This window comes from Nocardia caishijiensis NBRC 108228 (assembly GCF_001612825.1).
Lineage (GTDB): Bacteria > Actinomycetota > Actinomycetes > Mycobacteriales > Mycobacteriaceae > Nocardia > Nocardia caishijiensis.
This window is the reverse complement of the sequence record NZ_BDBE01000038.1, coordinates 60,924-86,195: the sequence shown is the minus strand read 5'-3', so window position 1 is coordinate 86,195 and position 25,272 is coordinate 60,924. Positions and strand designations below refer to the sequence as shown.

19 protein-coding genes are annotated in these 25,272 nt (G+C 69.3%); 16 read left to right on the top strand and 3 right to left on the bottom strand.

Translation table 11 applies throughout. The features are described 5' to 3' along the window. From ftsW to ileS, 12 genes are all read left to right on the top strand, one after another. Entirely contained in the window at positions 1-1,401 is a 1,401-nt protein-coding gene (gene ftsW, locus NC7_RS20660) for a putative lipid II flippase FtsW (protein ID WP_067985862.1), read from the top strand. After that, complete coding sequence (murG, locus tag NC7_RS20655) at positions 1,398-2,507, top strand: undecaprenyldiphospho-muramoylpentapeptide beta-N-acetylglucosaminyltransferase (RefSeq protein WP_067985599.1); 1,110 nt, start codon at positions 1,398-1,400, stop codon at positions 2,505-2,507. The genes ftsW and murG overlap by 4 nt, the downstream gene beginning before the upstream one ends. A 113-nt stretch (positions 2,508-2,620) precedes the next feature. Next, positions 2,621-4,063 carry a UDP-N-acetylmuramate--L-alanine ligase gene (gene murC, locus NC7_RS20650; protein ID WP_067985861.1) on the top strand — a complete coding sequence of 481 codons (1,443 nt, stop codon included), beginning with the start codon at positions 2,621-2,623 and terminating at the stop codon, positions 4,061-4,063. An 8-nt stretch (positions 4,064-4,071) separates the two neighbouring features. Next, entirely contained in the window at positions 4,072-4,749 is a 678-nt protein-coding gene (locus tag NC7_RS20645) for a cell division protein FtsQ/DivIB (RefSeq protein WP_067985859.1), read from the top strand. A gap of 131 nt (positions 4,750-4,880) precedes the next feature. After that, the gene (gene ftsZ, locus NC7_RS20640; protein ID WP_067985597.1) at positions 4,881-6,143 is read left to right on the top strand and encodes a cell division protein FtsZ; all 1,263 of its coding nucleotides are present in this window, start codon (positions 4,881-4,883) and stop codon (positions 6,141-6,143) included. 216 nt (positions 6,144-6,359) lie between these two features. Then, the gene (pgeF, locus tag NC7_RS20635) at positions 6,360-7,091 is read left to right on the top strand and encodes a peptidoglycan editing factor PgeF (protein ID WP_067985595.1); all 732 of its coding nucleotides are present in this window, start codon (positions 6,360-6,362) and stop codon (positions 7,089-7,091) included. Between the two features lie 34 nt (positions 7,092-7,125). Beyond that, positions 7,126-7,863, top strand: a complete 738-nt coding sequence (locus tag NC7_RS20630) for a YggS family pyridoxal phosphate-dependent enzyme (protein ID WP_174550251.1) — start codon at positions 7,126-7,128, stop codon at positions 7,861-7,863. 107 nt (positions 7,864-7,970) lie between these two features. Then, positions 7,971-8,726, top strand: coding sequence for a cell division protein SepF (locus NC7_RS20625; protein WP_067985593.1), 756 nt, complete (start codon positions 7,971-7,973; stop codon positions 8,724-8,726). A gap of 89 nt (positions 8,727-8,815) precedes the next feature. Next, positions 8,816-9,118, top strand: coding sequence for a YggT family protein (locus NC7_RS20620; RefSeq protein ID WP_067497489.1), 303 nt, complete (start codon positions 8,816-8,818; stop codon positions 9,116-9,118). 60 nt (positions 9,119-9,178) lie between these two features. Beyond that, a complete protein-coding gene (gene wag31, locus NC7_RS20615; RefSeq protein WP_067985591.1) occupies positions 9,179-10,042 on the top strand; it encodes a DivIVA-like cell division protein Wag31 in 864 nt (287 codons plus the stop codon). 87 nt (positions 10,043-10,129) lie between these two features. Continuing rightward, positions 10,130-10,330, top strand: coding sequence for a hypothetical protein (locus NC7_RS20610; RefSeq protein WP_067985589.1), 201 nt, complete (start codon positions 10,130-10,132; stop codon positions 10,328-10,330). A gap of 269 nt (positions 10,331-10,599) precedes the next feature. Then, complete coding sequence (ileS, locus tag NC7_RS20605) at positions 10,600-13,734, top strand: isoleucine--tRNA ligase (RefSeq protein ID WP_067985586.1); 3,135 nt, start codon at positions 10,600-10,602, stop codon at positions 13,732-13,734. 425 nt (positions 13,735-14,159) lie between these two features. On the opposite strand, the gene NC7_RS20600 is transcribed toward ileS, so the two are convergent. Then, positions 14,160-15,035 (bottom strand): UTP--glucose-1-phosphate uridylyltransferase, encoded by an 876-nt coding sequence (locus NC7_RS20600; RefSeq protein WP_067497501.1) that lies wholly within the window; start codon positions 15,033-15,035, stop codon positions 14,160-14,162. Between the two features lie 170 nt (positions 15,036-15,205). On the opposite strand from NC7_RS20600, the gene NC7_RS20595 reads away from it, so the two are divergent. From NC7_RS20595 to NC7_RS20585, 3 genes are all read left to right on the top strand, one after another. Further along, complete coding sequence (locus NC7_RS20595) at positions 15,206-16,507, top strand: DNA polymerase IV (RefSeq protein ID WP_067985855.1); 1,302 nt, start codon at positions 15,206-15,208, stop codon at positions 16,505-16,507. 47 nt (positions 16,508-16,554) lie between these two features. Then, the gene (locus tag NC7_RS20590) at positions 16,555-17,043 is read left to right on the top strand and encodes a WKL family lipoprotein (protein ID WP_067985584.1); all 489 of its coding nucleotides are present in this window, start codon (positions 16,555-16,557) and stop codon (positions 17,041-17,043) included. A 74-nt stretch (positions 17,044-17,117) separates the two neighbouring features. Continuing rightward, positions 17,118-20,348, top strand: a complete 3,231-nt coding sequence (locus NC7_RS20585; RefSeq protein ID WP_067985582.1) for an arabinosyltransferase domain-containing protein — start codon at positions 17,118-17,120, stop codon at positions 20,346-20,348. A gap of 313 nt (positions 20,349-20,661) precedes the next feature. On the opposite strand, the gene NC7_RS20580 is transcribed toward NC7_RS20585, so the two are convergent. After that, complete coding sequence (locus NC7_RS20580; RefSeq protein WP_067985580.1) at positions 20,662-21,585, bottom strand: ADP-ribosylglycohydrolase family protein; 924 nt, start codon at positions 21,583-21,585, stop codon at positions 20,662-20,664. 246 nt (positions 21,586-21,831) lie between these two features. Further along, positions 21,832-22,746: an EamA family transporter RarD gene (gene rarD, locus NC7_RS20575; RefSeq protein ID WP_067985577.1), complete on the bottom strand. Its 915-nt coding sequence runs from the start codon at positions 22,744-22,746 to the stop codon at positions 21,832-21,834. A gap of 35 nt (positions 22,747-22,781) precedes the next feature. Here rarD and NC7_RS20570 point away from each other — a divergent pair, with 35 nt between their 5' ends. Beyond that, the gene (locus tag NC7_RS20570) at positions 22,782-25,202 is read left to right on the top strand and encodes a cation-translocating P-type ATPase (protein ID WP_067985575.1); all 2,421 of its coding nucleotides are present in this window, start codon (positions 22,782-22,784) and stop codon (positions 25,200-25,202) included. Positions 25,203-25,272 lie beyond the last annotated feature (70 nt).

Here is a 25,272-nt window from a genome sequence, read left to right as displayed (position 1 = left end):
ATCGCGCCGCAGCCGGGATGGGCGGGGGAGCGTTTCGGCGCGTGGCTGGCCCGTCCGCTCGCCTCGTTCCACCTCATCGTCACCATCGCCACCCTGCTCACCGTGCTCGGTCTGGTGATGGTGCTGTCGGCGTCGAGCGTCGAGGCCTACGCCGGTGGTGGGTCGGCGTATTCGCTGTTCATCCAGCAGGCCATGTTCGCCGGGCTGGGCGCCGTCGCGTTCTACATCGCGCTGCGGTTGCCGTTGCGGCTGCTGCGGCAGTGGTCGTTCCCGGCGTTCAGCGTCTCGGTGATCGCCCTGGTCCTCGTGCTGATCCCGGGGATCGGCGCGGTGCACGGCGGCGCGCGGCGCTGGTTCGACATCGGACCCATCTCGATCCAGCCGTCCGAGGTCGTCAAGGTGACCCTGGTGGTGTGGGGCGCGCACCTGCTCGCGTCGCGGCGCGGGGCACACCTCAAGGACATCCTGGTACCGCTGGTGCCCGCCGGTCTGCTGGTGTGTCTGCTCGTGGTGCTCGAGCCGAACCTGTCGACCACCATCGCGCTCGGCATCGTGCTGATGGCGCTGCTGTGGTTCGGTGGGCTGCCGGTGCGGTTGTTCGTCGGGATCATGGTCAGCGGTTTGGTCGTCGCGTCGGTGCTCGCGCTGTCGGCCGGGTACCGATCCGACCGGGTGCGCGCGTTCTTCAACCCCGGTGACGACCCCCAGGGCGCCAATTACCAGGCGCGGCAGGCCAAATACTCCCTGGCCGACGGTGGCATCCTCGGTCGCGGGCTCGGCCAGAGCCGCGCCAAGTGGAGCTACCTGCCCAACTCGCACAACGACTTCATCTTCGCCATCATCGGCGAGGAACTGGGTTTCCTCGGCTGCATGGCGGTGCTCGCGCTGCTCGCGATGTTCGTCTACACCGGCATCCGCATCGCGTTGCGTTCGGTCGACCCGTTCCTGCGCCTGCTCACCGCCACCGCCACCACCTGGATCACCGCGCAGGCGCTGATCAACATCGGCTACGTCGTCGGCCTGCTGCCGGTGACCGGCCTGCAGCTGCCGCTGGTGTCGGCGGGTGGTTCGTCGCTGGCGATCACGCTGTTCATGTTCGGCATCATCGCCAGTGCCGCGCGGCACGAGCCGGAGGCCGTCTCGGCGCTCAAAGCCGGTCAGGACGGCCGACTCAGCAGGCTGCTGCGACTACCCGTACCCGAGGTGTACACCCCGGCGCCGCGCAAGCCCGCGCCGCGCGCGAAAACCGAACGCCCACGTCAGGCCCCCCGCCGCCAAGCCGATGCCCCGCGTGGGCGACGCGCGCGGGAAAGCCGGGGCACGAGTTCGCTACGGTCGACCAGAGCATGGGAACCGACCTATCCGATGCCACACGCTAGAGAACGAGGTAGATCCAAGTGAGTAGCCCGCGATCCGGGTTGTCGGTGATCGTCGCTGGCGGGGGAACCGCAGGCCACATCGAACCCGCGCTGGCGGTGGCCGACGCGTTGCGCCGACTCGACGATTCGATCCGGGTGACCGCACTCGGTACCGAGCGTGGACTCGAGACGAAGCTGGTGCCCGATCGCGGCTACCCGCTCGAGCTGATCCCGCCGGTCCCGCTGCCGCGCAAGCCGTCGGCCGACCTGCTTCGCCTGCCCGCACGGGTGGTGTCCTCGGTGCGGGCCACGCGCTCGGTGATCGACCGGGTGCACGCCGACGTCGTGATCGGCTTCGGCGGCTACGTCGCCCTGCCCGCCTACCTCGCCGCGCGCGGTATCGGCAGGCAGCGCCGGGTGCCGGTCGTCGTGCACGAGGCCAACGCCAAGGCGGGCATCGCCAACAAGGTCGGCGCCAGGCTGGCCACCACAGTGCTTGCCGCCGTTCCCGACTCCGGCCTGGCCGGGGCCGAGGTCGTCGGCATCCCGGTGCGTGCCGCCATCACCGAACTCGACCGGTCCGCGCTGCGCGCGCAGGCCCGCGAGCACTTCGGTCTGCCCGCCGAAGGTCCGGTGCTACTGGTGTTCGGCGGTTCACAAGGTGCGCGCAGCCTCAACGAGGCGATCTTCGGTGCCGCACCGCAATTGGCGGCCGCCGGGATCTCGGTGCTGCACGCGCACGGCCCCAAGAACAGCGTCGAGGTGAGTACTGCCGACGCGCCCGCGCCGTACGTGGCGGTGCCGTACCTGTCGCGGATGGATCTGGCCTACGCCGCCGCCGACGCGGTGGTCTGCCGTTCCGGTGCGATGACGGTGGCCGAGGTGTCGGCCGTTGGGCTGCCCGCGTTCTACGTGCCGCTGCCGCACGGCAACGGCGAGCAGGAGTTCAACGCGCGACCTGTGGTGGCCAAGGGGGGTGGCAGAATTGTCCCCGATGCCGAGCTGACCCCGAAATTCGTGATGGAGGAGGTGATTCCGCTGCTGCTCGACCCCGCCCGACTCGCCGAGATGAGCCGCGCCGCCGCGGGCGCCGGTCACCGCGACGCCGCCGATACCGTGGCCCGCATCGTCGCCGGGCTCGCCCGATGAGCGGTCAGCGGCCGGACGCGAAAGCCGAGCGTGACCAGCCGGGCCGCCCGAGCCCGGGCACCGCGGGCGAGCCCGTGGGTTCGGCGTTGCCCGCCGAACTCGAGCGGGTACACATGGTCGGGATCGGCGGTGCGGGCATGTCCGGTATCGCGCGCATCCTGTTGGCCCGCGGCGGCGCGGTGTCGGGATCCGATGCCAGGGAGAGCCGTGGCGTGCTGTCGCTGCGGGCCCGCGGCGCGCAGGTGCGCATCGGGCACGACGCCGACGCGCTCGACCTGCTGCCCGGCGGCCCGACCGTCGTCGTCACCACCTACGCCGCCATTCCGAAGACCAACCCCGAACTGGTCGAAGCCAATCGGCGCGACATCCCCGTGCTGATGCGTCCCACCGTGCTCGCCGCGCTGATGCGCGGGCACAAGACCCTGCTCGTCTCGGGCACCCACGGCAAGACCTCGACCACCTCGATGCTGATCGTGTCGCTGCAGCACTGCGGCGCCGACCCCTCGTTCGCGGTCGGTGGCGAACTCAACGAGGCGGGGACCAACGCCCACCACGGCAGCGGCGACGTCTTCGTCGCCGAGGCCGACGAATCCGACGGTTCGCTGCTGCAGTACGACCCCGACGTCGCCGTGGTCACCAACATCGAATCCGACCACCTCGACTACTTCGGCACCGACGAGGCCTACATCCAGGTCTTCGACGATTTCGCCGACCGGCTCGCCCCCGGCGGCCTGCTGGTGGTCTGCCTCGACGATCCCGGCTCGCTCGCCCTGGCCGAACGGGTCGCGCCCCGGCTCACCGAGCGCGGCGTGCAGGTGCTCGGCTACGGCTCCGGTGACCTGACCGACGCACCGGTGCCCGTCGGCGCCCGGCTGCTGGGCTGGCAGCCGCGCGATGTCGGCGGCATCGTCGAGTTCCAGCTCGGCGGTGAGACGACGCCGCGCACGGTTCGCCTGTCGGTGCCGGGCAGACACATGGCCCTCAACGCCCTCGCCGCGCTGCTCGCGGCCCGGGCGACGGGCGCCGACGTCGACGAGATCGTGCAGGGGCTGGAAGGTTTCGGTGGCGTGCACCGCCGGTTCCAGTTCACCGGGCGCGAGAACGGTGTGCGCGTCTTCGACGACTACGCCCACCATCCCACCGAGGTGCGGGCCGTGCTCGAGGCCGCGGCCCAGCTCGTCGCGCAGGAGGCGCGTGACGGCGCGCGCACCGAACGCGGCCGGGTGATCGTGGTCTTCCAGCCGCACCTCTACAGCCGCACGGCCACTTTCGCGACCGAGTTCGGCGCGGCGCTGAGCCTGGCCGACGAGGTGGTCGTGCTCGACGTCTACGGTGCCCGCGAGGAACCGTTGCCCGGTGTGAACGGCGCGCTGGTCGCCCAGGCGGTGACCGAACCCGTGCACTACCAACCCGATATGTCGAAGGTCGGCCGCCAGGTCGCGGCGCTCGCGCAACCCGGTGACGTCGTGATCACCATGGGCGCGGGCGATGTCACCATGCTCGGCAGTCAGATCCTCGACGGCTTGCGGGCGCGTCCGCAGCAGGGTGGCCGGTGAGATTGCCGATGCCCGCCGCGCGCGGGTGGCACGGCTACCGACTCTGGACCGCGGTCGGGCTGATCGTCGTCACCGTGCTCGCGGTGCTCGCGTGGTTCACCCCGGCGTTGTCGGTGCGGACCGTGCGGATCGACGGCCTGACCGCCGTACCCGAGCAGCAGGTCCGCGACCGGCTCGAAATCCCGGACGGGCGTTCGATGTTGCGCATCGATACCACCGAGATGGCGGGTCGTGTGGCGGCGATCCCGGAGGTGCGCTCGGTGCGGGTGCAGCGGAAGTTCCCGTCGACGGTGCTGGTGACGGTCGTCGAACGAACTCCGGTGGTGTACCTGGACGCTCCCGACGGGGCGCACCTGATCGACGCCGAGAGTGTGGAATTCGCGATCGAGGCCGCACCACCCATCGGCGTGCCGAAATTGGTCACCGAGGGCCCGTTGTCGGGGCCGGACGCGATCCGCGCGGCCGTCGCGGTGCTGGTCACGCTGCCGCCCGCGCTGTCGGTCCAGGTGGGTGAGGTTGTCGCACGGTCCATTTCGGATGTCTCGCTGAACCTGCGCGACGGAAGAAAGGTAGTGTGGGGCGGCACGGGCGACGGGGAGCGCAAGGCTGCCGTCGTAATGCCGCTGCTCACCCGGGAAGGCACCGTGTTCGACGTTTCGAGTCCGAATCTGGTCACGGTAAAGTGAGCGAAACTTCGGCGCGCCTGCGCCGGGATCGCGGTGGCTGCGAATAGCGTTCCGCAGCAGTCGGATACTTGACATAACGCCAACCCTATGGTTGAGGTTGAGGGTTTTAGATCGAAGGAAGGCGAGAGCCCATGACGCCCCCGCACAACTACCTTGCCGTGATCAAGGTCGTCGGTATCGGCGGCGGCGGCGTGAACGCCGTCAACCGGATGATCGAACAGGGACTCAAGGGAGTCGAGTTCATCGCGGTCAATACCGACGCACAGGCCCTGCTGATGAGCGACGCCGATGTGAAGCTCGATGTCGGCCGGGAACTCACCCGAGGACTCGGCGCCGGAGCCGATCCGGAAGTCGGCCGCAAAGCGGCCGAAGACCACAAGGACGAGATCGAAGAGGTGCTCAAGGGCGCCGACATGGTCTTCGTCACCGCCGGTGAGGGTGGTGGCACCGGAACCGGTGGCGCCCCCGTCGTCGCCAGCATCGCCCGCAAGCTCGGCGCCCTCACCATCGGCGTCGTCACCCGACCGTTCTCCTTCGAGGGCAAACGGCGCGGGAACCAGGCCGAGGTGGGGATCAACCTGCTTCGCGAGTCGTGCGACACCCTGATCGTCATCCCCAACGACCGGCTGCTGCAGCTGGGCGACGCGGCCGTGAGCCTGATGGACGCGTTCCGCTCCGCCGACGAGGTGCTGCTCAACGGTGTGCAGGGCATCACCGACCTGATCACGACCCCCGGCCTCATCAACGTCGACTTCGCCGACGTGAAGAGCGTGATGTCGGGCGCCGGTTCGGCGCTCATGGGCATCGGTTCGGCGCGCGGTGAGGGTCGCTCGGTGAAAGCGGCCGAGACGGCGATCAACTCGCCGCTGCTCGAGGCGTCGATGGACGGCGCGCACGGCGTGCTGCTCTCGATCGCGGGTGGTTCCGATCTCGGCCTGTTCGAGATCAACGAGGCCGCTTCACTGGTGCAGGAGGCCGCCCACATCGAGGCCAACATCATCTTCGGTACGGTCATCGACGATTCGCTCGGTGACGAGGTGCGCGTCACCGTGATCGCCGCCGGTTTCGACGGCGGCGGCCCCTCCCGGCGCGCGGTCGAGAACACCATGCAGACCGGCCGGTCCTCCACGAACCCGATCGGCTCCGGCCGCGCGGGTGAGGTGGGGCAGAGCCGCAGCACCGAGGCACCGGCCCGGCCCACCGAGCCCGCGACCGCGGGCATGTCGAGCGGACGGGCCGCGGCGCCGAACTACCGTGACACCGAGCGGTACCGGGAGTCGGAGCGCCAGCGGGTCACCGAGGCCGCTCTCAACCGCGTCAACAATCCCGACCAGCGGGACGACGACGGCGACGATGACGACGACATCAACGTGCCGATCTTCATGCGCCGATAGCAGCGCACATCAGCGCCCGAGCTCCCAGGGGAGTTCGGGCGTTTTCGTGTCGTCGGTCCGGCACGACGCCACGTGTCGTTCACGCGTGCGCGGAGGTCGAGATGTGGCCTCGACCGTGGCGACGCGAGCGCCGCAGGCGGAACACCGCCCGTCGGGTTGACCGACGTCACCCCGCACGCGTGCCGTTCGACCCGCTGACCGCACTACCCTCGAACCATGACTTCCGCACCCCCCACCGTGACCGTTCGCCGGGTGACCACCACCCGCGCCGGTGGCTACTCCGTCGCCCCGTACGACTCGTTCAACCTGGGCGACCACGTCGGTGACGATCCGGAGGCCGTGCGCCGCAACCGGATCCGCCTGGCCGAGGGCATCGGGCTCACCCCCGACCGGCTGGTGTGGATGGAGCAGGTGCACGGCCGCAACGTGGAAATCGTCGACGGCCCGCGCGCCGAACCGGTGCCGGTCACCGACGCGCTGGTCACCACCGTGCCCGGCCTCGCGCTGGTCGTCCTCACCGCCGACTGTGTCCCGGTCCTGTTGTCCGACGACGAAGCGGGCGTCATCGCCGCCGTGCACGCGGGCCGCATCGGCGCCCGCATCGGTATCGTGCCCCGGGTGCTCGAGGCGATGGTCTCCGTGGGTGCGCGCATGGAGCGCATCGGCGCGTTCCTCGGCCCGGCCGCCTCGGGCCGCCAGTACGAAGTGCCCGCCGCCATGCGCGCCGACGTGGAGGCCCACCTACCCGGCAGCGCCACCACCACCGTCCGCAAGACCCCCGGCCTCGATCTGCGCGCGGGCATCAGCAGGCAGCTCACCGAGGCGGGCGTGGGCGGCATCGCCCTCGACCCACGCTGCACGATCGAGGACAAGACCCTGTTCAGTCACCGGCGTGGCGCCCCGACCGGCCGCATCGCGGGCGTGATCTGGATGGACCCCACCGCATGAGCCCGCAGCGCACCACCCGGCGAGGGGCGGCCGCATGACCAAGGAGACCTCGACCGGCACCGATCGCACGACCGAACTCTCGACCCGCCTCGACGGGCTGCTCGCGCGTCTCGACGCCGCTGTGGCCGCCGCGGGCCGCCCGGTGGGCTCGGTACGGCTGCTCCCGGTGACCAAATTCTTCCCGGCCGCCGATGTCGACATCCTCTACCGCCTCGGCAGGCGCGAGTTCGGCGAGTCGCGTGAACAGGAGGCCTCGGCCAAGGTCGCCGAACTGGCCTACCCCGACGTCGAGTGGCACATGATCGGGCGACTGCAACGCAACAAGGCCCGCGCGGTGGCCCGCTGGGCACACACCGTGCACTCGGTCGACAGCGAACGGCTGGCAAACGCGCTGGACCGGGCGGTGACCGACGCACAGGCAGCCGGTGAGCGTACCGCGCCCCTGCGTGTCCTGCTGCAGGTGAGCCTGGACGCGGACCCCGGACGCGGGGGTGTCGAACCGGCAGATCTGCCCGCTCTGGCCGACCTCGTAGCGAAGGCTCCCGGACTGCATCTGGCCGGTCTGATGGCGATTCCACCCCTTGACGCCGACAGTGATGCGTCCTTTGCGAAGCTTGCGACTTTGCACACTTCGCTGCTCTCGCAACACGCCGACGCCACCGAACTTTCCGCAGGTATGTCGGGTGATTTGGAGATCGCGGTCGAACACGGTTCGACGTGTGTGCGTGTCGGTACCGCCTTGATGGGCGCCCGACCGATAACCTCGGCGTAGCAAAGAAACCTCATCAGTCACATTCGACACATACGATTGGCCGACGAGGCGCTGAGCAAGAACTTCAACACCCGGCCGCCACCGGGGCCGAAGGAAGGTCGTCCAAGATGAGCACGCTGCACAAGTTCAAGGCGTACTTCGGCATGGTTCCGCTCGATGAGTACGAAGACGACTACGTCGACGATCACGCCTCACGTGGTCCCGAGGAGCGTGGCGGCCGTACTCGCCCGCGCAGCTACGACCGCTACGCCGAAGATCGTTACGGCTCCGAGCGTTTCGGCGACGAGGCCGACGACTTCCCTCAGCCTGCCTACAAGCCGGCTTATCAGGCGCGTCGCGACGACTACGTCGACGACGCCTACGCCGAGGACCGCTACGAACCGCCGCGGCGCCCGACCAGGATCGAGACGGCGCCCTCGTCGGGCCGGACGTTCCGGGCGGGCGGGGTCGCGCCGGGGATGCGCGGCTCGACCCGTGGCGCGCTCGCGGTCGATCCCGACGCCGAGGAGCGCAGGTTGGAGGAGCGTTTGCGCCCCGAGCCCGCGCCCGTGCGGCGGCCCGGGATCTTCGAGGACGGAGGTCCCTTGTCCAAGATCACCACGCTGCGTCCGCGCGACTACAGCGAGGCCAGGATCATCGGTGAGCGTTTCCGCGAGGGCAACCCGGTCATCATGGACCTGGTCGACCTGAGCAACGCCGATGCCAAGCGGCTGGTCGATTTCGCGGCCGGTCTGGCCTTCGCGCTGCGTGGCTCGTTCGACAAGGTGGCCACGAAGGTGTTCCTGCTCTCACCGGCCGACGTCGACGTATCGGCCGAGGAACGGCGCCGGATCGCCGAAAACGGCTTCTACAACCAGAAATAGCGACAACTCGGGAAATGCTGTGATGGCCGCCCGCGCACTGCGCGGCGCGGCCATTTTGCACGTCGCCGGTTTTGCGGCAGAGTGAACCCGTGGCCCTGTTCGCGGTTCTGTACCTCGTGCTTTTCATCTTCTGGCTGTTGTTGATCAGCCGGGTGATCGTGGAGTTCATCCGCAGTTTCGCGCGCGACTGGCGCCCGACCGGTGTGGTGGTGATCGTGCTGGAGTTCATCTTCACCGTCACCGATCCGCCCGTGAAACTGTTGCGGCGCTTGATACCTCCCGTGAATCTGGGCGGTATCCGGCTCGATCTGTCGATCATGGTTCTGCTCTTCGTGGTGTTCATCCTGATGTCCATCGTGGGTAGGCTCGGGCAGCCCGTGACCTCCGTGTGACACAATGTGTCGAGAAGACCGCTTGCTAGTTCTCCAAAGACCGCGTGAAGGGATCCTTCGATGCCGCTGACTCCCGCCGATGTGCACAACGTCGCGTTCAGCAAACCGCCGATCGGTAAGCGCGGCTACAACGAGGACGAGGTCGATGCCTTCCTGGATCTCGTCGAGCAGGAGCTCTCGCGCCTGATCGAGGAGAACGCCGACCTCCGCCAGCGGGTCGCCGAGCTCGACACCGAGCTAGCCGATGCCAAGAAGAACCGAGGCCCGGCCCCGGTCGCCGCCGTGAAGGCCCCGGTCCAACAGGCACCGCCGCCCGCACCAGAACCTATTCCGGCGCCGGTCCCGGCGGCGCCGCCCGCGCCGATGCCGGTGGCCGCGCCCGCCCGCGACAACTCGGGTCCCGACGCCAACATGCAGGCCGCGAAGGTCCTCACCCTGGCGCAGGAGATGGCCGACCGCCTCACCACCGACGCCAAGACCGAGGCCGAGAGCCTGCTGTCGAACGCCCGGGCAAACTCCGAGCGTCTGGTCGGCGACGCCCGCACCCGCTCCGAGGCGATGATCGCCGACGCCCGGCAGAAGTCCGACGCGATGCTCGCCGACGCGCAGAACCGCTCCGACACCCAGATCCGCCAGGCCAAGGACAAGGCCGAGGCGCTCACCGCCGACGCCGAGCGTCAGCACGCCGAGATCATGGCGACCATCACCCAGCAGCGTACGGTGCTGGAAAGCCGGATCGAGCAGCTCAAGACCTTCGAGCGCGAGTACCGCGTGCGCCTGAAGTCCTACCTGGAGTCGCAGCTCGAGGAGCTGGAGAACCGTGGCTCGGCCGTTCCGGTCGACGGCGGCGAGTTCGCGGGTGACACCAACGGATCGTCCAACAGTTTGGCTCCGGCCTCCTCCTTCGCCAAGGGCGCCAAGTAAACTGGAACGCGGGTCGCGCGGCGCAGCGCGTCGCGTGATTCGCCGAACGCACAGTTCGGCGGGCTGCTCGGTTGCTTGGGAGTCAGCATGCTCGTCTTGACGCTCGTTCTGGCCGCGATCGGCTTCGGACTGCTCGTGGCGGCACTTGCCACCGGCTCGGTGGCGTGGGCGTGGGGCTGCATCCTGATCTGCGTCGTCGGCGCGGGCACCCTGCTGGTGAGCGCGCTGGCCGGTGGGCGACCCGAGAACGACCCGGTTCCGCCGGGGAGGCACGCCCGCAAGGACTGACCGTGCGGAAAAAGGGCTGGACGGGCCCGGTTAGAATCGACTGATACACGGCAATGATCCGGCCATCACCGGGGAGTCTTCGGAAGAACGGCGCGCAGCGCTCAGTAGAACCGAACGGGTGAGCCCGTCACAGCTCGCAACGAGAGGCTCGCGTGCGTTCCCGACGCGGGCAAACGGGGTGGTACCGCGGTTTCGGCGCACCTGCGTCGGCATCGTCCCCGTGCCACGGATTCGCGCCAGCGGCGCGGCGGCACGAGGAGCATTCCGCAATGGCGGACGAGACAACCACCGGTGGCGCGTACCCCCGGGTCGAATTCGGTGCCGGTTCCGGCGCGACGTTCCCGGAACTCGAAACCAAGGTTCTCGACTACTGGGCAGCCGACGACACCTTCCGCGCCAGCATCGCCAACCGCGACGGCGAGGCCGAGTTCGTCTTCTACGACGGCCCCCCCTTCGCCAACGGTCTGCCGCACTACGGTCACCTGCTCACCGGCTACGTCAAAGACCTGGTCCCGCGCTTCCAGACCATGCGCGGCAAGAAGGTGGACCGCCGCTTCGGGTGGGACACCCACGGCCTGCCCGCCGAGATCGAGGCCGAGAAGCAGCTCGGCATCACCGACAAGTCGCAGATCGACGCGATGGGACTGGCCGAGTTCAACGCCGCCTGTAAGTCCTCGGTGCTGCGCTACACCAACGAGTGGCGCGAGTACGTCACCCGCCAGGCGCGCTGGGTCGACTTCGACAACGACTACAAGACCCTCGATCTCGACTTCATGGAGTCGGTGATGTGGGCGTTCAAGTCCCTCTACGACAAGGGGCTGATCTACCAGGGCTTCCGCGTGTTGCCCTACAGCTGGTACGAGCAGACGCCGCTGTCGAACCAGGAGACCCGCCTCGACGACGCGTACAAGATGCGCCAGGACCCGGCGGTCACCGTCGACATGGTGCTGTCGGTGCCCGCCGAGCACCCGCTGGCCGCCCTCGACGGCGCCAACGCCCTGATCTGGACCACCACCCCGTGGACGCTGCCGTCCAACCTGGCGATCGCCGTGCACCCCGACGTGCGCTACGTGCACGTGCGGGCCACCGACGGCAAGCGCTACGTGCTGGCCGCCGAACGGGTGTCGCACTACGCCCGCGAGTTCGGTGAGGAGCCGACGGTGCTCGGCGAGTACGACGGCGCGGCCCTGGCCGACCTGTCCTACGCCCCGCCGTTCGACTTCTTCCTCGGTCACCCGAACGCGCACCGCGTGCTCACCGCCGACTACGTCACCACCGACTCCGGTACCGGAATCGTCCACCTCGCACCGGCTTTCGGTGAGGAGGACATGGACGTGGCCTCGGCCAACGGCATCGAGATCGTGCAGCCGCTCGACCCGGCGGGCAAGTTCACCTCGATGGTGCCGCCGTACGAGGGCCTGATGGTCTTCGACGCCAACCCGGTGATCATCAAGGACCTCAAGGCCGCCGGAAAACTCCTTCGGCACGAGACGATCGAGCACTCCTACCCGCACAGCTGGCGTTCGGGTCAGCCGCTGATCTACATGGCCGTGCCGTCCTGGTTCGTCGCGGTCAACCAGTTCCGCGACCGGATGGTGGAGCTGAACAAGCACATCACGTGGGTGCCCGAGCACATCCGCGACGGCCAGTTCGGCAAGTGGCTCGAGGGCGCGCGCGACTGGAACATCAGCCGTAACCGTTACTGGGGCAGCCCCATCCCGGTGTGGGTGTCCGACGACCCGGCCCACCCGCGCGTGGACGTCTACGGTTCGCTCGACGAACTCGAGCGCGACTTCGGTGTGCGCCTGCAAGACCTGCACCGCCCCGGCATCGACGATCTCACCCGGCCCAACCCCGACGACCCGACCGGGAAGTCGACCATGCGCCGGGTTCCCGAGGTGCTCGACTGCTGGTTCGAGTCGGGTTCGATGCCGTTCGCCCAGGTGCACTACCCGTTCGAGAACAAGGAGTGGTTCGACAGCCACTTCCCCGGCGACTTCATCGTCGAGTACAACGGGCAGACCCGTGGCTGGTTCTACACCCTGCACGTACTCGCGACCGCGCTCTTCGACTCGCCCGCGTTCAAAACCGTTGCCGCGCACGGCATCGTGCTCGGTGACGACGGCCTGAAGATGTCGAAGTCCAAGGGCAACTACCCCGACGTCAACGAGGTCTTCGACCGCGACGGCTCCGACGCGATGCGCTGGTTCCTGATGAGCTCGCCGATCCTGCGCGGCGGCAACCTCATCGTCACCGAGCGCGGCATCCGCGAAGGCGTGAGCCACGCGCTGCGCCCGCTGTGGAACGCGTGGACCTTCCTGCAGCTCTACGCTTCGAAGCCCGGTGTGTGGCGCACGGATTCGCCGAACGTGCTCGACCGCTACATCCTGGCCAAGCTCGCGGTGACCCGCGACGTGATGACCGAGGCGCTCGAGACCTACGACATCGCCGGTGCCTGCGACGAGCTGCGCTCGTTCGCCGACGCGCTCACCAATTGGTATGTGCGCCGGTCACGTTCGCGCTTCTGGTCCGAGGACCGCGATGCGGTGGACACCCTGCACACGGTGCTCGAGGTGGTCACCCGGTTGGCGGCGCCGCTGCTGCCGCTGATCAGCGAGGTGATCTGGCGCGGTCTCACCGGGGAACGCTCCGTGCACCTGGCCGACTGGCCCGCCGAGTCCGAGCTGCCGCACGATGCCGAACTGGTCGCGGCCATGGACGAGGTGCGCGTGGTGTGTTCCACCGTGCTGAGTCTGCGCAAGGCCAAGAACCTGCGGGTGCGCCTGCCGCTGGCCGAGGTCACCATCGCGGCGGGCGACGCCGAACGGCTCGCCCCGTTCACCGAGCTGATCGCCGACGAGGTCAACGTCAAGAAGGTCGATCTGACCACTGACGTCGCCGCGCACGGCCGTTTCGAGCTGGCCGTCAACGCCCGCGCCGCCGGTCCGCGCCTCGGCAAGCAGGTGCAGACGGTGATCAAGGCCGTGAAGGCGGGGGAGTGGTCGGAATCGGCCGACGGTGTGGTCACCGCCGCCGGGATCACGCTGCTGCCGGAGGAGTACACCCAGCGCCTGGTCGCCGCCGAACCCGAGTCGACGGCAGCCCTGCCCGGCAATGCCGGTCTGGTGGTGCTGAATTCGGTGGTCACCGAGGAGCTGGAAGCCGAGGGCTGGGCTCGCGACCTCATCCGCGACCTGCAGGAGACCCGCAAGTCGCAAGGTTTGGACGTGTCCGACCGCATCACCGTGGTGCTGGACGTGCCCGCCGAACGAGCCGAGTGGGCCGACACCCACCGCGACCTCATCGCGGGTGAAATCCTCGCCACCACACTGACTTTCGGTGCGCTCGACGCGGACGCCCCGGAAATCACCGGCGGGGTGAAGGTGTCGCTCACCAAGGCCTGAGTGCGGGCTCGGTCGGCGACCGCTGACGCTGTCGACGCGCGATTGTGCTGGAAAGTTGCTGAAATCACGACTTTCCGGCCGTTCGTCGGGCAGAATCGAGGGTGCTGCCGCTCATGCGCATGGAACACGCTGAGGTGACAGCGACGGTTCGTGATGAGTGTCCTGTGGAAACGGTGTCGCGGCGGGAGTGGAAACCCACTACCGCCGCGGCGCCGGATCAGCGGGTGCCGCACCGTGATCGGTGGTGTGCCGCCCGGTAACCGACCAGTCGGCGACCCGTCGCCGGGACGAGGGGAGTCCACCTGTGCGGCGAAAAGTTCTGCGGCGCCTACTGTTCGGATTCGTCGCGACGATCGCGACGAACCTCGTGCTCGCGGACAAACGGTGCTGACCCCGCGCCGCGTGCGGGCGGCGCGGGCGAACCGCTAGTCCACCAGCTGGCGCAGCAGCGGGCCGTACTCGGGATGTGCCAGCGCCGAGGCGAACTGGGCAACGAGGTAGTCGGCCGGGTTGCCGGTGTCGTACCAGCGACCCTGGATCACCTGCCCGTACACCGCGTGCTCGGCGGCGTACTTGTTGATCGCGTCGGTCAGGTACACCTCGCCGGTGCGATGGGTGTACCAGTTGTCGGTCTGCAACTGCAGCTCGTCGATGATGCCCGGGGTCACCACGTACCCGCCGATGGCCGCGTACGCCGACGGCGCGTCCTCCGGCTTGGGCTTCTCCATCAATCCGGAGATGCGCAGCAACCCGTCGTCGAGGTCCTCCCGCACCACCGGCACGCCGTAGCGCTGCGACTCGCCCGGTTCCATCGGCATCAGGGCCAACACCGGGCAGCCGGTGGACTCGTAGGCCTTGATGAGCTGCTGGGCGCGCGGAACCTCGGCCACGAACACGTCGTCGGGCCAGAGCACCAGCATCGGCTCGTCGCCCAGGTGGCGGGCGGCATTGAGCACCGGGGTGCCGTTGCCGTACGGGCCGTGCTGGTCGAGGTAGGTGATGTGGCCCTCGCGCGATAGCTCACCGACCTCCTCCACCGCGTCGGCGTAGGCGGACTTGCCGTCGGCGCGCAATTGGGCGACCAGCGCCGGGTTCGGCCGGAAATGGTCCTGGATCAGGGACTTACCGCTGGTCACCACGATGGTGATGTCGGTGATGCCGGAAGCGACCAGTTCACGCACCGTGTGCTCGATGACGGGTTTGTCGCCGACCGGCAGCATCTCCTTCGGCGTGGCCTTGGTGAGCGGCAGCAGCCGGGAGCCGATTCCCGCGGCCGGGATGACAGCCTTACGGATCTTCATCACCCGATCATCACACATCCGGGCGTGCCTGTCCGGTGCCGAGCGTTCCGGCCGGGTGTCGCAGACGTGTCGGTGCGGGCGCGTACATTGCGCTCGTGAGCACCCATGTCCCGGCCGAGGCCAGGCCCGATGCGGCGGTCACCGCACGTCGGTGGGTGCTGCACATCGATATGGACGCCTTCTTCGCCTCGGCGGAACAACTCACCCGGCCCACCCTGCGCGGCAGGCCGGTGCTCGTGGGTGGTATCGGTCAGCGAGGGGTGGTGGCGGGCGCCAGCTACGAAGCGCGGGTGTTCGGCGCGCGCTCGGCCATGCCCATGCACCAGGCACGGCGGCTCGTCGGGGTGTCGGCGGTGGTCGTTCCGCCCCGCGGGGCCGTGTATTCGGTGCTGAGCGGGCGGGTGTTCGACGCGCTGCGCAGCCGGGTTCCGGTGCTGGAGACCCTGTCGTTCGACGAGGCGTTCGCCGAACCGGCCGAACTCGCCGGGGCAAGCGTGGCCCGGGTCGAGGAGTACTGCGCGATGTTGCGCGCGCTGGTCCTGGCACGGACGGGTCTGACCGCCTCCATCGGGGCGGGCACCGGCAAACAGCTCGCCAAGATCGGCTCCGGCCTGGCGAAACCCGACGGGATGCGGGTGATCTCGCCCGCCGAGCAGCACGCGCTGCTGGCCGGATTGCCGGTGCGCAAACTGTGGGGCATCGGTCCGGTCGCCGAATCGCGATTACGTGGCCTCGGTATCGAGACCGTCGGCGCGTTCGCCGCGCTGCCGGAAGCCGAGGCCGCCTCGATCCTCGGCGGCAGCGTCGGGTCGGCACTGCACCGGCTGGCGCGCGGAATCGACGACCGGCCGGTGGCCGAACGCGCCGAAGCCAAGCAGATCAGCGCCGAGAACACCTACGAACGCGACATCGTCACCCTCGCCGACCTGCGCCCCGCGATCACCGCCATGGCCGCCTCGGCGCACCGCCGCCTCGAACGCGACGGTCGCGCCGCGCGCACCGTCGTCCTCAAACTCAAGAAGTCCGACATGAGCATCGTGACCCGCTCGTTCACGCTGCCCTACGCCACCACCGAACTGAGCACGCTGTCGGCGGCCGCGCAACGCTCGGCCATCGACCCCACCGAGCTCGGGCCCATCCGGTTGGTCGGGGTGGGTTACGGCGGGCTCACCATGGTCCGCCAGGAATCGCTGTTCCCCGAACTCGATCAGGCCATGCCCGCCGATATCGACACCGATGCCGTCGATGCGCCCGAGCCGGTGGTCGAACAGCCGGAACTTCCTGTGGGGCAGTGGCTTCCGGGGATGGATGTGCGTCACCCGGAGTTCGGGCACGGGTGGGTACAGGGCGCGGGCTACGGCGTGGTGACCGTGCGGTTCGAGACCAGTTCGACAGGTCCCGGCCCGGCGCGTACCTTTCCTGCCGACGAATCGGGACTGTCGCGCGCCGACCCGCTCGCCAGCCTCGACTGAGCGGTGCGGGCCCGGCAGCCCGCCCCTCGAACACAAAGGACGAGCAGTTGACCCCTCGCAGGATCGGCCGTGTCGCGATCGCAGGTCTGGCCGTGATCACGGCACTCGGGCTGAGCGCGTGCACCGAAGACAAGCCCGCCGCCAAGACGACCACCAGCGCCAAGGCCACCACCACGACCGCCGCCGCGCTGCCGCCCGTCCCGACGGTCGAGGAGCTCAACGCCCAGCTCAACACCGCACTCGATCCGTCGGTGCCCAACGAGCAGAAGCTGGACTTCGTGCAGGGTGGGGAAGCCGACCCCGAGCTGCCGAACCGGCTCGCGGTCGCGGCCCACGACGCCGGTGCCCAGGTGCAGGTCACGGAGGTGACCTCGTTCGGTGACAGCGTGAACGCGAAGGCGAACTTCACGGTCAACGGGCAGACGAACGTGGTCGATGTGCCGTTCGTCGCCGACGGCGGCAAGTGGAAGGTGCAGAAGGCGTGGGCCTGCACGATGCTGACGAACCTCGGTCAGCAGTCGACCGCCTGCGCCTGACGTCGGCGCCGCGGTGACGACCGCACACCGGGGCGGCGGGGGCGCGTGACGACGCGCCGATAGGATCAGGCCCCGTGGTTGAGACGATCGTGCGGCAGGGGCATCCGCCCAAGGGTGTTTCGGAGCCGGTGCGACCGGGTTCGCCCGGCTGGGCCCGGGCCGTGGCGATCGTCGCCGGGCTGATCGCGGTGCTCAGTGCCGCGGCCATCCCCTTCCTCCCGGTCCGCGTCGACGCCGCGAGCGTGTCCTGGCCGCAGCAGGGCTCGCCCGCTTCGGTCGAGGCACCGCTGGTGGCCTACGCCCCGGCCGCGCTGACGGCGACGGTGCCGTGTACGGCCCCGAGTTCGGTCGCGGCGACCGGCGGGGTGGTCGTGTCCACCGTGCCGAGGCAATCGGCCGACATGGAGAAGTACGGCTTCGTCGTCAAGGTCGTCGCCGATACCCCCGAGCGCCCCGGCCGGGTCGACGTGGTGTCGCGCTCGATGCTGGTGTGGACCGCGCCGCTGGCCGAGGTGCTCGACCGGTCGTGCGCGCTCACCGTCACCCTGTCGCCGACCGGATCGACGGTCACCACAACGGGACTCGGGGAGGGGGCCACCCTCGCCGGTGATCTCCGACCGCAGGTGGTCGGGGTGTTCAGCGAGCTCACCGGCACCGCACCCGCCGACCTCGCCGTGCGCGTCGACGTCGATTCGCGCTACATCACCTCACCCACCTGGCCCAAGCTCGCGGTGATCGCGCTGTGCGTGCTGGCGACGCTGGTCGCCCTGTTCGCGCTGCACCGGCTCGACGCCGCCGACGGCCGGTCGGCGCGCCGGTTCCTGCCGCAGCGCTGGTGGCGGCTGCGCCCGGTCGACTGGCTGGTGTTCGCGGTGCTCGGGGTGTGGCACTTCATCGGCGCCAACACCTCCGACGACGGATACATCCTCGGGATGGCCAGGGGCGCGCGCAGTTCGGGCAACATGTCGAACTACTACCGCTGGTTCAGCGTCGACGAGGGTCCGTTCTACACCCCCTACACCGACATCATCGGCTGGCTCACCCACCTCTCCACCGTCAGCCCGCTCGTCCGCCTGCCCGCGCTGCTCGCCGGTGTGCTCACCTGGTGGTTGATCAGCCGCGAGGTGCTGCCGCGCCTCGGTGTCGCGTTGCGGCACAGCGAGCTCGTCACCTGGACCGCGGCGCTGGTTTTCCTCGCGTTCTGGCTGCCCTACAACAACGGCTTGCGCGCGGAATTCGTTGTCGCCCTCGGTGTTCTGGTCACCTGGGTGTCGGTGGAGCGGGCCATCGCCACGCGGCGGTTGCTGCCGTACGCGGTGGCGGTGATCGTGGCCGCGTTCACCCTCACCGGTGCGCCGTCGGGACTGATCTGCCTCGGCGCGTTGGTGGCCGGTGCGCGCACCATGACGGCGGTGATCGTGCGCCGCGCGAAGACGGTCGGCTACCTGTCGCAGCTGCTGCCGATCCTCGCGGCGGGCGTTGTCGTGCTCACCGTCGTCTTCGCCGACCGCACCCTGGCCGGTGTGCGCGAGATGTTCGCCGTGCACGAGAAGATCGGGCCGCACGAATCCTGGTTCTACGAGTTCTTGCGCTACCAGTTCCTGTTGCAGATCAATGCCGACGGCTGGCTCACCCGCCGCTTCGGGGTGTTCGTCATGCTGCTCGGCCTCGTCGTGTGCGCGGCGACCATGCTGCGGCGCGGCGGTCACATCCCCGGCACCGCCGTGGGCCCCACCCGGCGCCTGCTCGGCATCACCCTCGCCGCCATGGTGCTGATGATGTTCTCGCCGACCAAGTGGACACATCAGTTCGGTGTGTTCGCCGGGCTCGCTACCTGCGTCGCCGCTGTCACCGCGGTCGCCGTGAGCTCGCAGGTGCTGCGGCCGTTGCGGAACCGGGCGCTGTTCGCCGCCGCGGTGTTCTTCGCGCTCGCGGTGACCTTCGTCGGTGCCAACGGCTACTGGTACGTGTCGGCCTGGGGTGTGCCGTGGTGGGACAAGCCGCCGACGGCCGCCGGGTTCGGCGTGTCCACCGTGTTCGCCGGGCTCACCGGGCTCGCGCTGCTGATCGCCGCCTGGTTCCACATCCATCCGAACCCGGCGGCCAAGCCGACGCGGCTCAGCGGTGTGCCCGTGCTCGCGGTGGCCGCCGCGATGATGGTGCTGTTCGAGGTGGCGTCGTTCGCCAAGGCTGCCGTCGCCCAGTACCCGGCGTACTCGGTGGCGAGCTCGAACCTGAACGCGGCGTTCGGGGGTGGCTGTGGGATGGCCGACGAGGTGCTCGTCGAAACCGACGCCAACGCCTCGATGCTCGCCCCGCTCGCCGGTGACATGACCACGACCATGACGGGCGAATCGACCGGTTTCCGCCCCGACGGCGTGGCTCCGGTGCTCACCTCCGACGAGGTGGAATCCACCACCGGCCAAGCGAATTCGGTCTCCGACGACCCCGACGAACTACGCGACGCGACCACCTCGGCCGGTTCGGAGTCACGCCAGGGTTCGCTGCAGCTCCCGTTCGGCCTCGACCCGGCCGGCACCCCCGTACTCGGCAGCTACCGGGCAGGCGCACAGGAACCCGCCGCTCTGACCACCGGCTGGTTCCGCCTGCCGGAGGGTCCGCGCGGCCCGCTGCTCGCGGTGTCGGTGGCGGGCCGGATCCGTTCGGTCGACGCCGACGGCATCGTGCACCCCGGTCAGGACCTGACGGTCGAATACGGCACCGCCGCGCCCGACGGCACGGTGCGGGTCACCGGTCAGGTGATGCCGATCGACATCGGCCCCGCGCCCATCTGGCGCAACCTGCGCGTCCCGCTCGACCAGCTCCCCGCCGACGCCACGGCGGTCCGCCTGGTCGCCGCCGACAAGGATCTCGGCCCCGACCAGTGGCTCGCCGTGACCCCGCCGCGCATGCCCCGGACCACCACCCTGAACGCCTTGCTCGGCCGCGACACCCCCGTGCTCCTGGATTGGGCTGTCGGCCTGCACTTCCCGTGCCAGAACCACCTCCCCACCCACAACGGCGTCGCCGCCCACCCCGAATACCGCATCCTCCCCGACCGCAACGCCGCCACCATCACCAACCTCTGGCAGGGCCACGACGGCGGCGGCCCACTCGGCTGGACCCAACTCCTCTTCACCGCCCGCACCCTTCCCACCTACCTGAACAACGACTGGGACAGGGACTGGGGCTCCCTCGAGCAATACCTGCCCCGGGACACGACAGCCACGCCCGCCGAGGTCTCGGTGGACTCCCGCACCGAGTGGGGCACCTGGACTCCCGGCCCGGTCATCACCGCCTGGTAGTCCTGGACACCTGATCCCCACGCTCGGGTGGATGGAAATCGTCCTGAAATCCGCCGCCACAGCGTGGTGATCATTCGCCCAATCGGCCCAGCCCTGAGGACACGCTGGAATACGGGCGAAGTCGCCACGCCATGGTGTGGCGATCGTCGGCTGCGGGCCCGTGCGCCGCTCGGACGGCCGATAGTGATCGATGCGGGTCCGACGCCCGGCGTGGTGATCGCTTGTCCAGGGCGGCCACGCTCCGCGCGGCGACGCCAAGGGCGACCGCGCGCACAAGCGGTCGTCGCCGGGCGCCGTCGCGTCTTCGCGGGTCTCAGGTGGTGGTGATCTTATGGGCGAGGGTGGGGAGGTCGGGGGAGGTCAGGCCGGGGTAGCCGTGGAGGATGTCGCGCCAGCGGGCGGGGACGGCGGAGGCGCCCCAGCGGGCGCCGAGGAGGCCGCCCGCGATGGCGGCGGTGGTGTCGGTGTCGTTGCCCGCGCGGACGCACGCCTCGAGGGCGCGGGGCAGGTGCGTCGGCGCCGAGCTGTCGGTGGTGGTGATGGCCCACCAGGCGGTCTGCAGGGCGTGGACGACCCAGCCGTTGTTCGGGAAGTCGGCGGGAGTACCGTGCTCGGCCTCGTCGAGGCGGGCGGTCCAGTAGTCGGAATACGCTGAGCCTCGGACATATTCGCGCACGCCGTGGAAGTTCGCGTGCAGTACGGCGTGCCGGATGGCGTACGTCCAGATCTTGCAGGCTTCGACCGCCTGCTCGTCGTAGTGGGTGAGCATGCCGACCCGACCGGCCGCCGCGACGCATTCCGCCGCGTCGTCGAGGTAGGCGAGTGCCACCGGTGCTGTGCGCATCAGCGACCCGTTCCCGCCGGTCCGCCCGGTCAGCGACATCGCCGCCGCCTGCATGTCCAGCGCGGAGCTCGGCCTGATCGACAGCACGGCCCTGGTCTGGTTCCCGATATCGGGCGGGCTGGTGTCGAACCAGCGAACGAAGCCCTCGGCCACCGCGTCCAGATCGATACCGGGCCCTTGTGCCGCGGCCTGTGCGACCACCAACGCCATCGAGGTGTCGTCGGTCCACTCACCCGGCGCCCAGTCGAAGGGCCCACCGCCGATCATGTCGATCACCACTTCGGGTCCCGGTTTCGTGAACTCGTATCCCGCCCCGAGCGCGTCCCCGGCAGCCGTCCCGACCAGCACCCCGGCCACCCGATCCGCGAAACCCGAATCCCGCACAGCATCCACCTCTTTCACCGCGACACGTCGTCTCGACCGTACCGCCTACCCACCGCTCGGTCGGCCCTCATCATCCAACCCCCTCCCGATTTCCGCTGCCATGGCAGTAGTGGCCCCAGGAGCTGTGCCTGCGCCGCATCACGCCACGCTCGATCACACATCGCCGTGGCGGCAACCGGCCGCGTGAGGAAGCGGGCCTTCCGGGGAAGGCGCCACCGTCGTCGCTCTGGGCAAGTGATCACCACAGCGTGGTGATCAGGCGTCCAGGCGTTCGGTGGGCAGGGGAATGGGGTGGCGGTTGCGGTGGGCTCGGCGGAGGGCGTCGGTGGTGAAGACGGCCAGCGCGGTCCAGATGAGGGCGAAACCGATCCAGCGGGAGGGCGGCATCGGTTCGTGCATCACCGCGACGCCCCAGGCCATCTGGAGGGCGGGGGTGAGGTACTGGAGGATGCCCATGGTCGACAGGGGAACGCGCTGGGCGGCGACGGCGAACAACAGCAGCGGGATGAGCGTGACCGGTCCGGTGGCCATCATCAGGCCGAAATGCGCGGGGCTGGAAGTGAACTCACTGCGCCCGGTAGCCAGCAAGACGATCACGAACACCAGCGCGAACGGGGCGGCGACCATCCCCTCGGCGGCGATCCCGCGCAGCGCGTCGAGCCGGATCACCTTCTTCACCAGGCCATAGGTGGCGAACGAACACGCCAGCACCAGGGCGATCACCGGTGGTCGGCCGTAGTCGACGGTGAGCACGACCACCGCCAGCGCACCGAGCGAGAGCGCGGCCCACTGCGCCCGGGTGAGCCGTTCCCGGAAGAAAACCACCCCGAACGCCACCGTCACCAGCGGATTGATGAAGTACCCGAGCGCGCACTCAACCACGTTCCCGGAGATCACCCCGAACACGTAGACGCCCCAGTTGATCGAGATCGCCGCCGACGCGACCGCAGCCAGCCGCCAGGTCCGCGCGTCGATTGCCCGCATCTCCCGCAGTCGCCCGCTGAGCAGCAACACCAGCACCACGACGACCAGGGTCCAGATGATCCGCTGCGCCACCACCTCCACGGCCGACGCGAACGCGAGCAGCCCGAAGAACGCCGGAAACAGACCCCAGATCAGATACGCCCCCGTCCCGAAGACGACACCGGGCGGGGACGTTCTTGGCTGCATTCATCCCATGTTACGACTGACGTAGCCTGTCGAGCATGTCCATATCCGTGCGGGAGCCCGCCACCGGGCTCAGCGCAACAGAGGTCGAACAGCGGCGCCGTGACGGTCAGACCAACGACGTGCCCGCGCGGGCGAGCCGGTCGGTCGGCGAGATCGTTCGCGCGAACGTATTCACCCGCATCAACGCCATCCTCGGTGTGCTCTTCCTGCTCGTGCTGTCGACCGGCTCGATCATCGACGGCATGTTCGGGCTGCTCATCGTGGCCAACAGCGCGATCGGCATCATCCAGGAGGTGCGCGCCAAACGCACACTCGACCAGCTGGCCATCGTCGGCCAGGCCATGCCGACCGTGCGTCGCGACGGTGTCGCCAAGGAGATCGCGCCGGGCGAGGTGGTGCTCGACGACCTGATCGAGCTCGGCCCCGGCGACCAGATCGTGGTCGACGGCGAGGTGACCGAGGCCGCCGCCCTCGAGGTGGACGAGTCGCTGCTCACCGGCGAGGCCGACCCGATCGACAAGGGCGTCGGCGCCCCGGTGATGTCGGGCAGCTTCGTGGTGTCGGGCTCGGGCGCCTACCGTGCCACGAAGGTCGGCAAGGACGCCTACGCCGCCAAGCTGGCCGAAGAAGCCAGCAAGTTCACCCTGGTGCACTCGGAACTGCGCTCGGGTATCGACAAGATCCTGAAATTCATCACCTACCTGCTCATTCCGGCGGGCCTGCTCAGCATCTACAACCAACTCGTCTCCAGCGGCGAGTCGTGGCGTCCAGCGGTGACCGGCATGGTCGCGGCCCTGGTCCCGATGGTCCCCGAGGGCTTGGTGCTGATGACCTCCATCGCCTTCGCGGTCGGTGTGGTGCGCCTGGGCAAACGCAACTGCCTGGTGCAGGAGCTGCCCGCCATCGAGGGCCTGGCCCGCGTCGACGTGGTGTGCGCGGACAAGACCGGCACCCTCACCGAGAACGGCATGCGGCTGGCTCGAGTCGAACCACTCGGCTCCTTCGACGAGGCGAGCGTGCGTCAGGTACTCGCCGCGCTGGCGGCAGACGATCCACGCCCCAATGCCAGTGTGCAGGCCATCGGTGAGGCACTGCCCGACCGCCCGGACTGGACCGGGACGGCCGTCGCCCCGTTCTCCTCGGCGAAGAAGTGGAGCGGCATTTCCTACGGCGCCCACGGGGATTGGCTCCTCGGGGCACCCGACGTCCTGCTCGACCCCGCCTCCGAGACCGCCGCGCACGCCGAACAGGTGGGTGCCCGAGGTCTGCGGGTGCTGTTGCTCGCGCGCGGTGACCGCCCGGTCGACGCACCCGACGCACCGGGCCGGGTGGAGCCCGCCGCCCTCGTCGTGCTCGAACAGAAGGTACGTCCCGACGCCAAGGACACCCTCGAGTACTTCGCGAGCCAGCACGTCTCGATCAAGGTGATCTCCGGCGACAACGCCGTGTCGGTCGGCGCGGTCGCCGCTTCGCTCGACCTGCCCGGCGGCGCCGACCCCGTCGACGCGCGCACCCTGCCCGAGGACCGCGACGAACTCGCCGACGTGCTCGACGGGAAGTCGACCTTCGGGCGCGTGCGCCCCGACCAGAAGCGGGCCATGGTCGGTGCCCTGCAGTCGCGCGGCCACACCGTCGCCATGACCGGTGACGGTGTCAACGACGTGCTCGCCCTCAAGGACGCCGACATCGGTGTCGCCATGGGCGCGGGCAGCCCGGCCACCCGTGCGGTGGCCCAGATCGTGTTGCTGGACAACAAGTTCGCGACCCTGCCGTACGTGGTGGGGGAGGGCCGTCGTGTGATCGGCAACATCGAGCGGGTGTCGAATCTGTTCCTCACCAAGACCGTGTACTCGGTGCTGCTGGCCTTCCTCGTCGGCCTCGCGGGCGTGGGTTCGCAGATCTTCGGCTACGACCCCATCGGGTATCCCTTCCTGCCGCGCCACGTCACCATCGCGGCCTGGTTCACCATCGGTATCCCGGCGTTCGTGCTGTCGCTCGCGCCGAACAACGAGCGGGCACGCACCGGATTCGTCGGCCGGGTGATGCGGCTGGCGGTGCCCTCGGGGGTGGTGATCGGTGTCGCCACCTTCGTGGCCTATCTGATCGCGTACGCGGGCCCCGGGGCGTCGGAGACCCAGCGGGTGCAGGCCGGGACGACCGCGCTGATCACGCTCATCATGATCGCGGTGTGGGTGCTCGCGCTGGTCGCCCGGCCGTACGTGTGGTGGAAGGTGGTGCTGATCGCGGTGTCGGTGCTGGCCTATGTCGCGCTGTTCACGATTCCGTTCACCCGCGAGTTCTTCAAGCTCGACCCGTCGAACCCGCGGCTCACCTTGGCCGCGGTGGTGTGCGGTGTGATCGGCATCGTGCTGGTGGAACTGGCCTGGTTCGTGCAGGCGCGACTGACCGGCAACGCGGGCAAGCTCGTCCCGCCGGTCGGCGCCCAGGGGGCCTGACCGGCGGCCGGGTCGCCTCGAGAACCCTTGTGCCGGAAGGTGTTTCGGTGTTGGAGTACCTTTGCCGGTT

Excerpts from the sequence above, each read along its gene's own strand:
- murC (WP_067985861.1), top strand. The coding sequence starts at position 2,621 with ATGGTCGGGATCGGCGGTGCGGGCATGTCCGGTATCGCGCGCATCCTG.
- NC7_RS20610 (WP_067985589.1), top strand. The coding sequence starts at position 10,130 with ATGCTCGTCTTGACGCTCGTTCTGGCCGCGATCGGCTTCGGACTGCTC.
- wag31 (WP_067985591.1), top strand. The coding sequence starts at position 9,179 with ATGCCGCTGACTCCCGCCGATGTGCACAACGTCGCGTTCAGCAAACCG.
- NC7_RS20625 (WP_067985593.1), top strand. The coding sequence starts at position 7,971 with ATGAGCACGCTGCACAAGTTCAAGGCGTACTTCGGCATGGTTCCGCTC.
- NC7_RS20595 (WP_067985855.1), top strand. The coding sequence starts at position 15,206 with ATGGACGCCTTCTTCGCCTCGGCGGAACAACTCACCCGGCCCACCCTG.
- ileS (WP_067985586.1), top strand. The coding sequence starts at position 10,600 with ATGGCGGACGAGACAACCACCGGTGGCGCGTACCCCCGGGTCGAATTC.
- ftsZ (WP_067985597.1), top strand. The coding sequence starts at position 4,881 with ATGACGCCCCCGCACAACTACCTTGCCGTGATCAAGGTCGTCGGTATC.
- NC7_RS20600 (WP_067497501.1), bottom strand. The coding sequence starts at position 15,035 with ATGAAGATCCGTAAGGCTGTCATCCCGGCCGCGGGAATCGGCTCCCGG.
- NC7_RS20570 (WP_067985575.1), top strand. The coding sequence starts at position 22,782 with ATGTCCATATCCGTGCGGGAGCCCGCCACCGGGCTCAGCGCAACAGAG.
- NC7_RS20630 (WP_174550251.1), top strand. The coding sequence starts at position 7,126 with ATGACCAAGGAGACCTCGACCGGCACCGATCGCACGACCGAACTCTCG.
- rarD (WP_067985577.1), bottom strand. The coding sequence starts at position 22,746 with ATGCAGCCAAGAACGTCCCCGCCCGGTGTCGTCTTCGGGACGGGGGCG.
- pgeF (WP_067985595.1), top strand. The coding sequence starts at position 6,360 with ATGACTTCCGCACCCCCCACCGTGACCGTTCGCCGGGTGACCACCACC.
- NC7_RS20645 (WP_067985859.1), top strand. The coding sequence starts at position 4,072 with ATGCCCGCCGCGCGCGGGTGGCACGGCTACCGACTCTGGACCGCGGTC.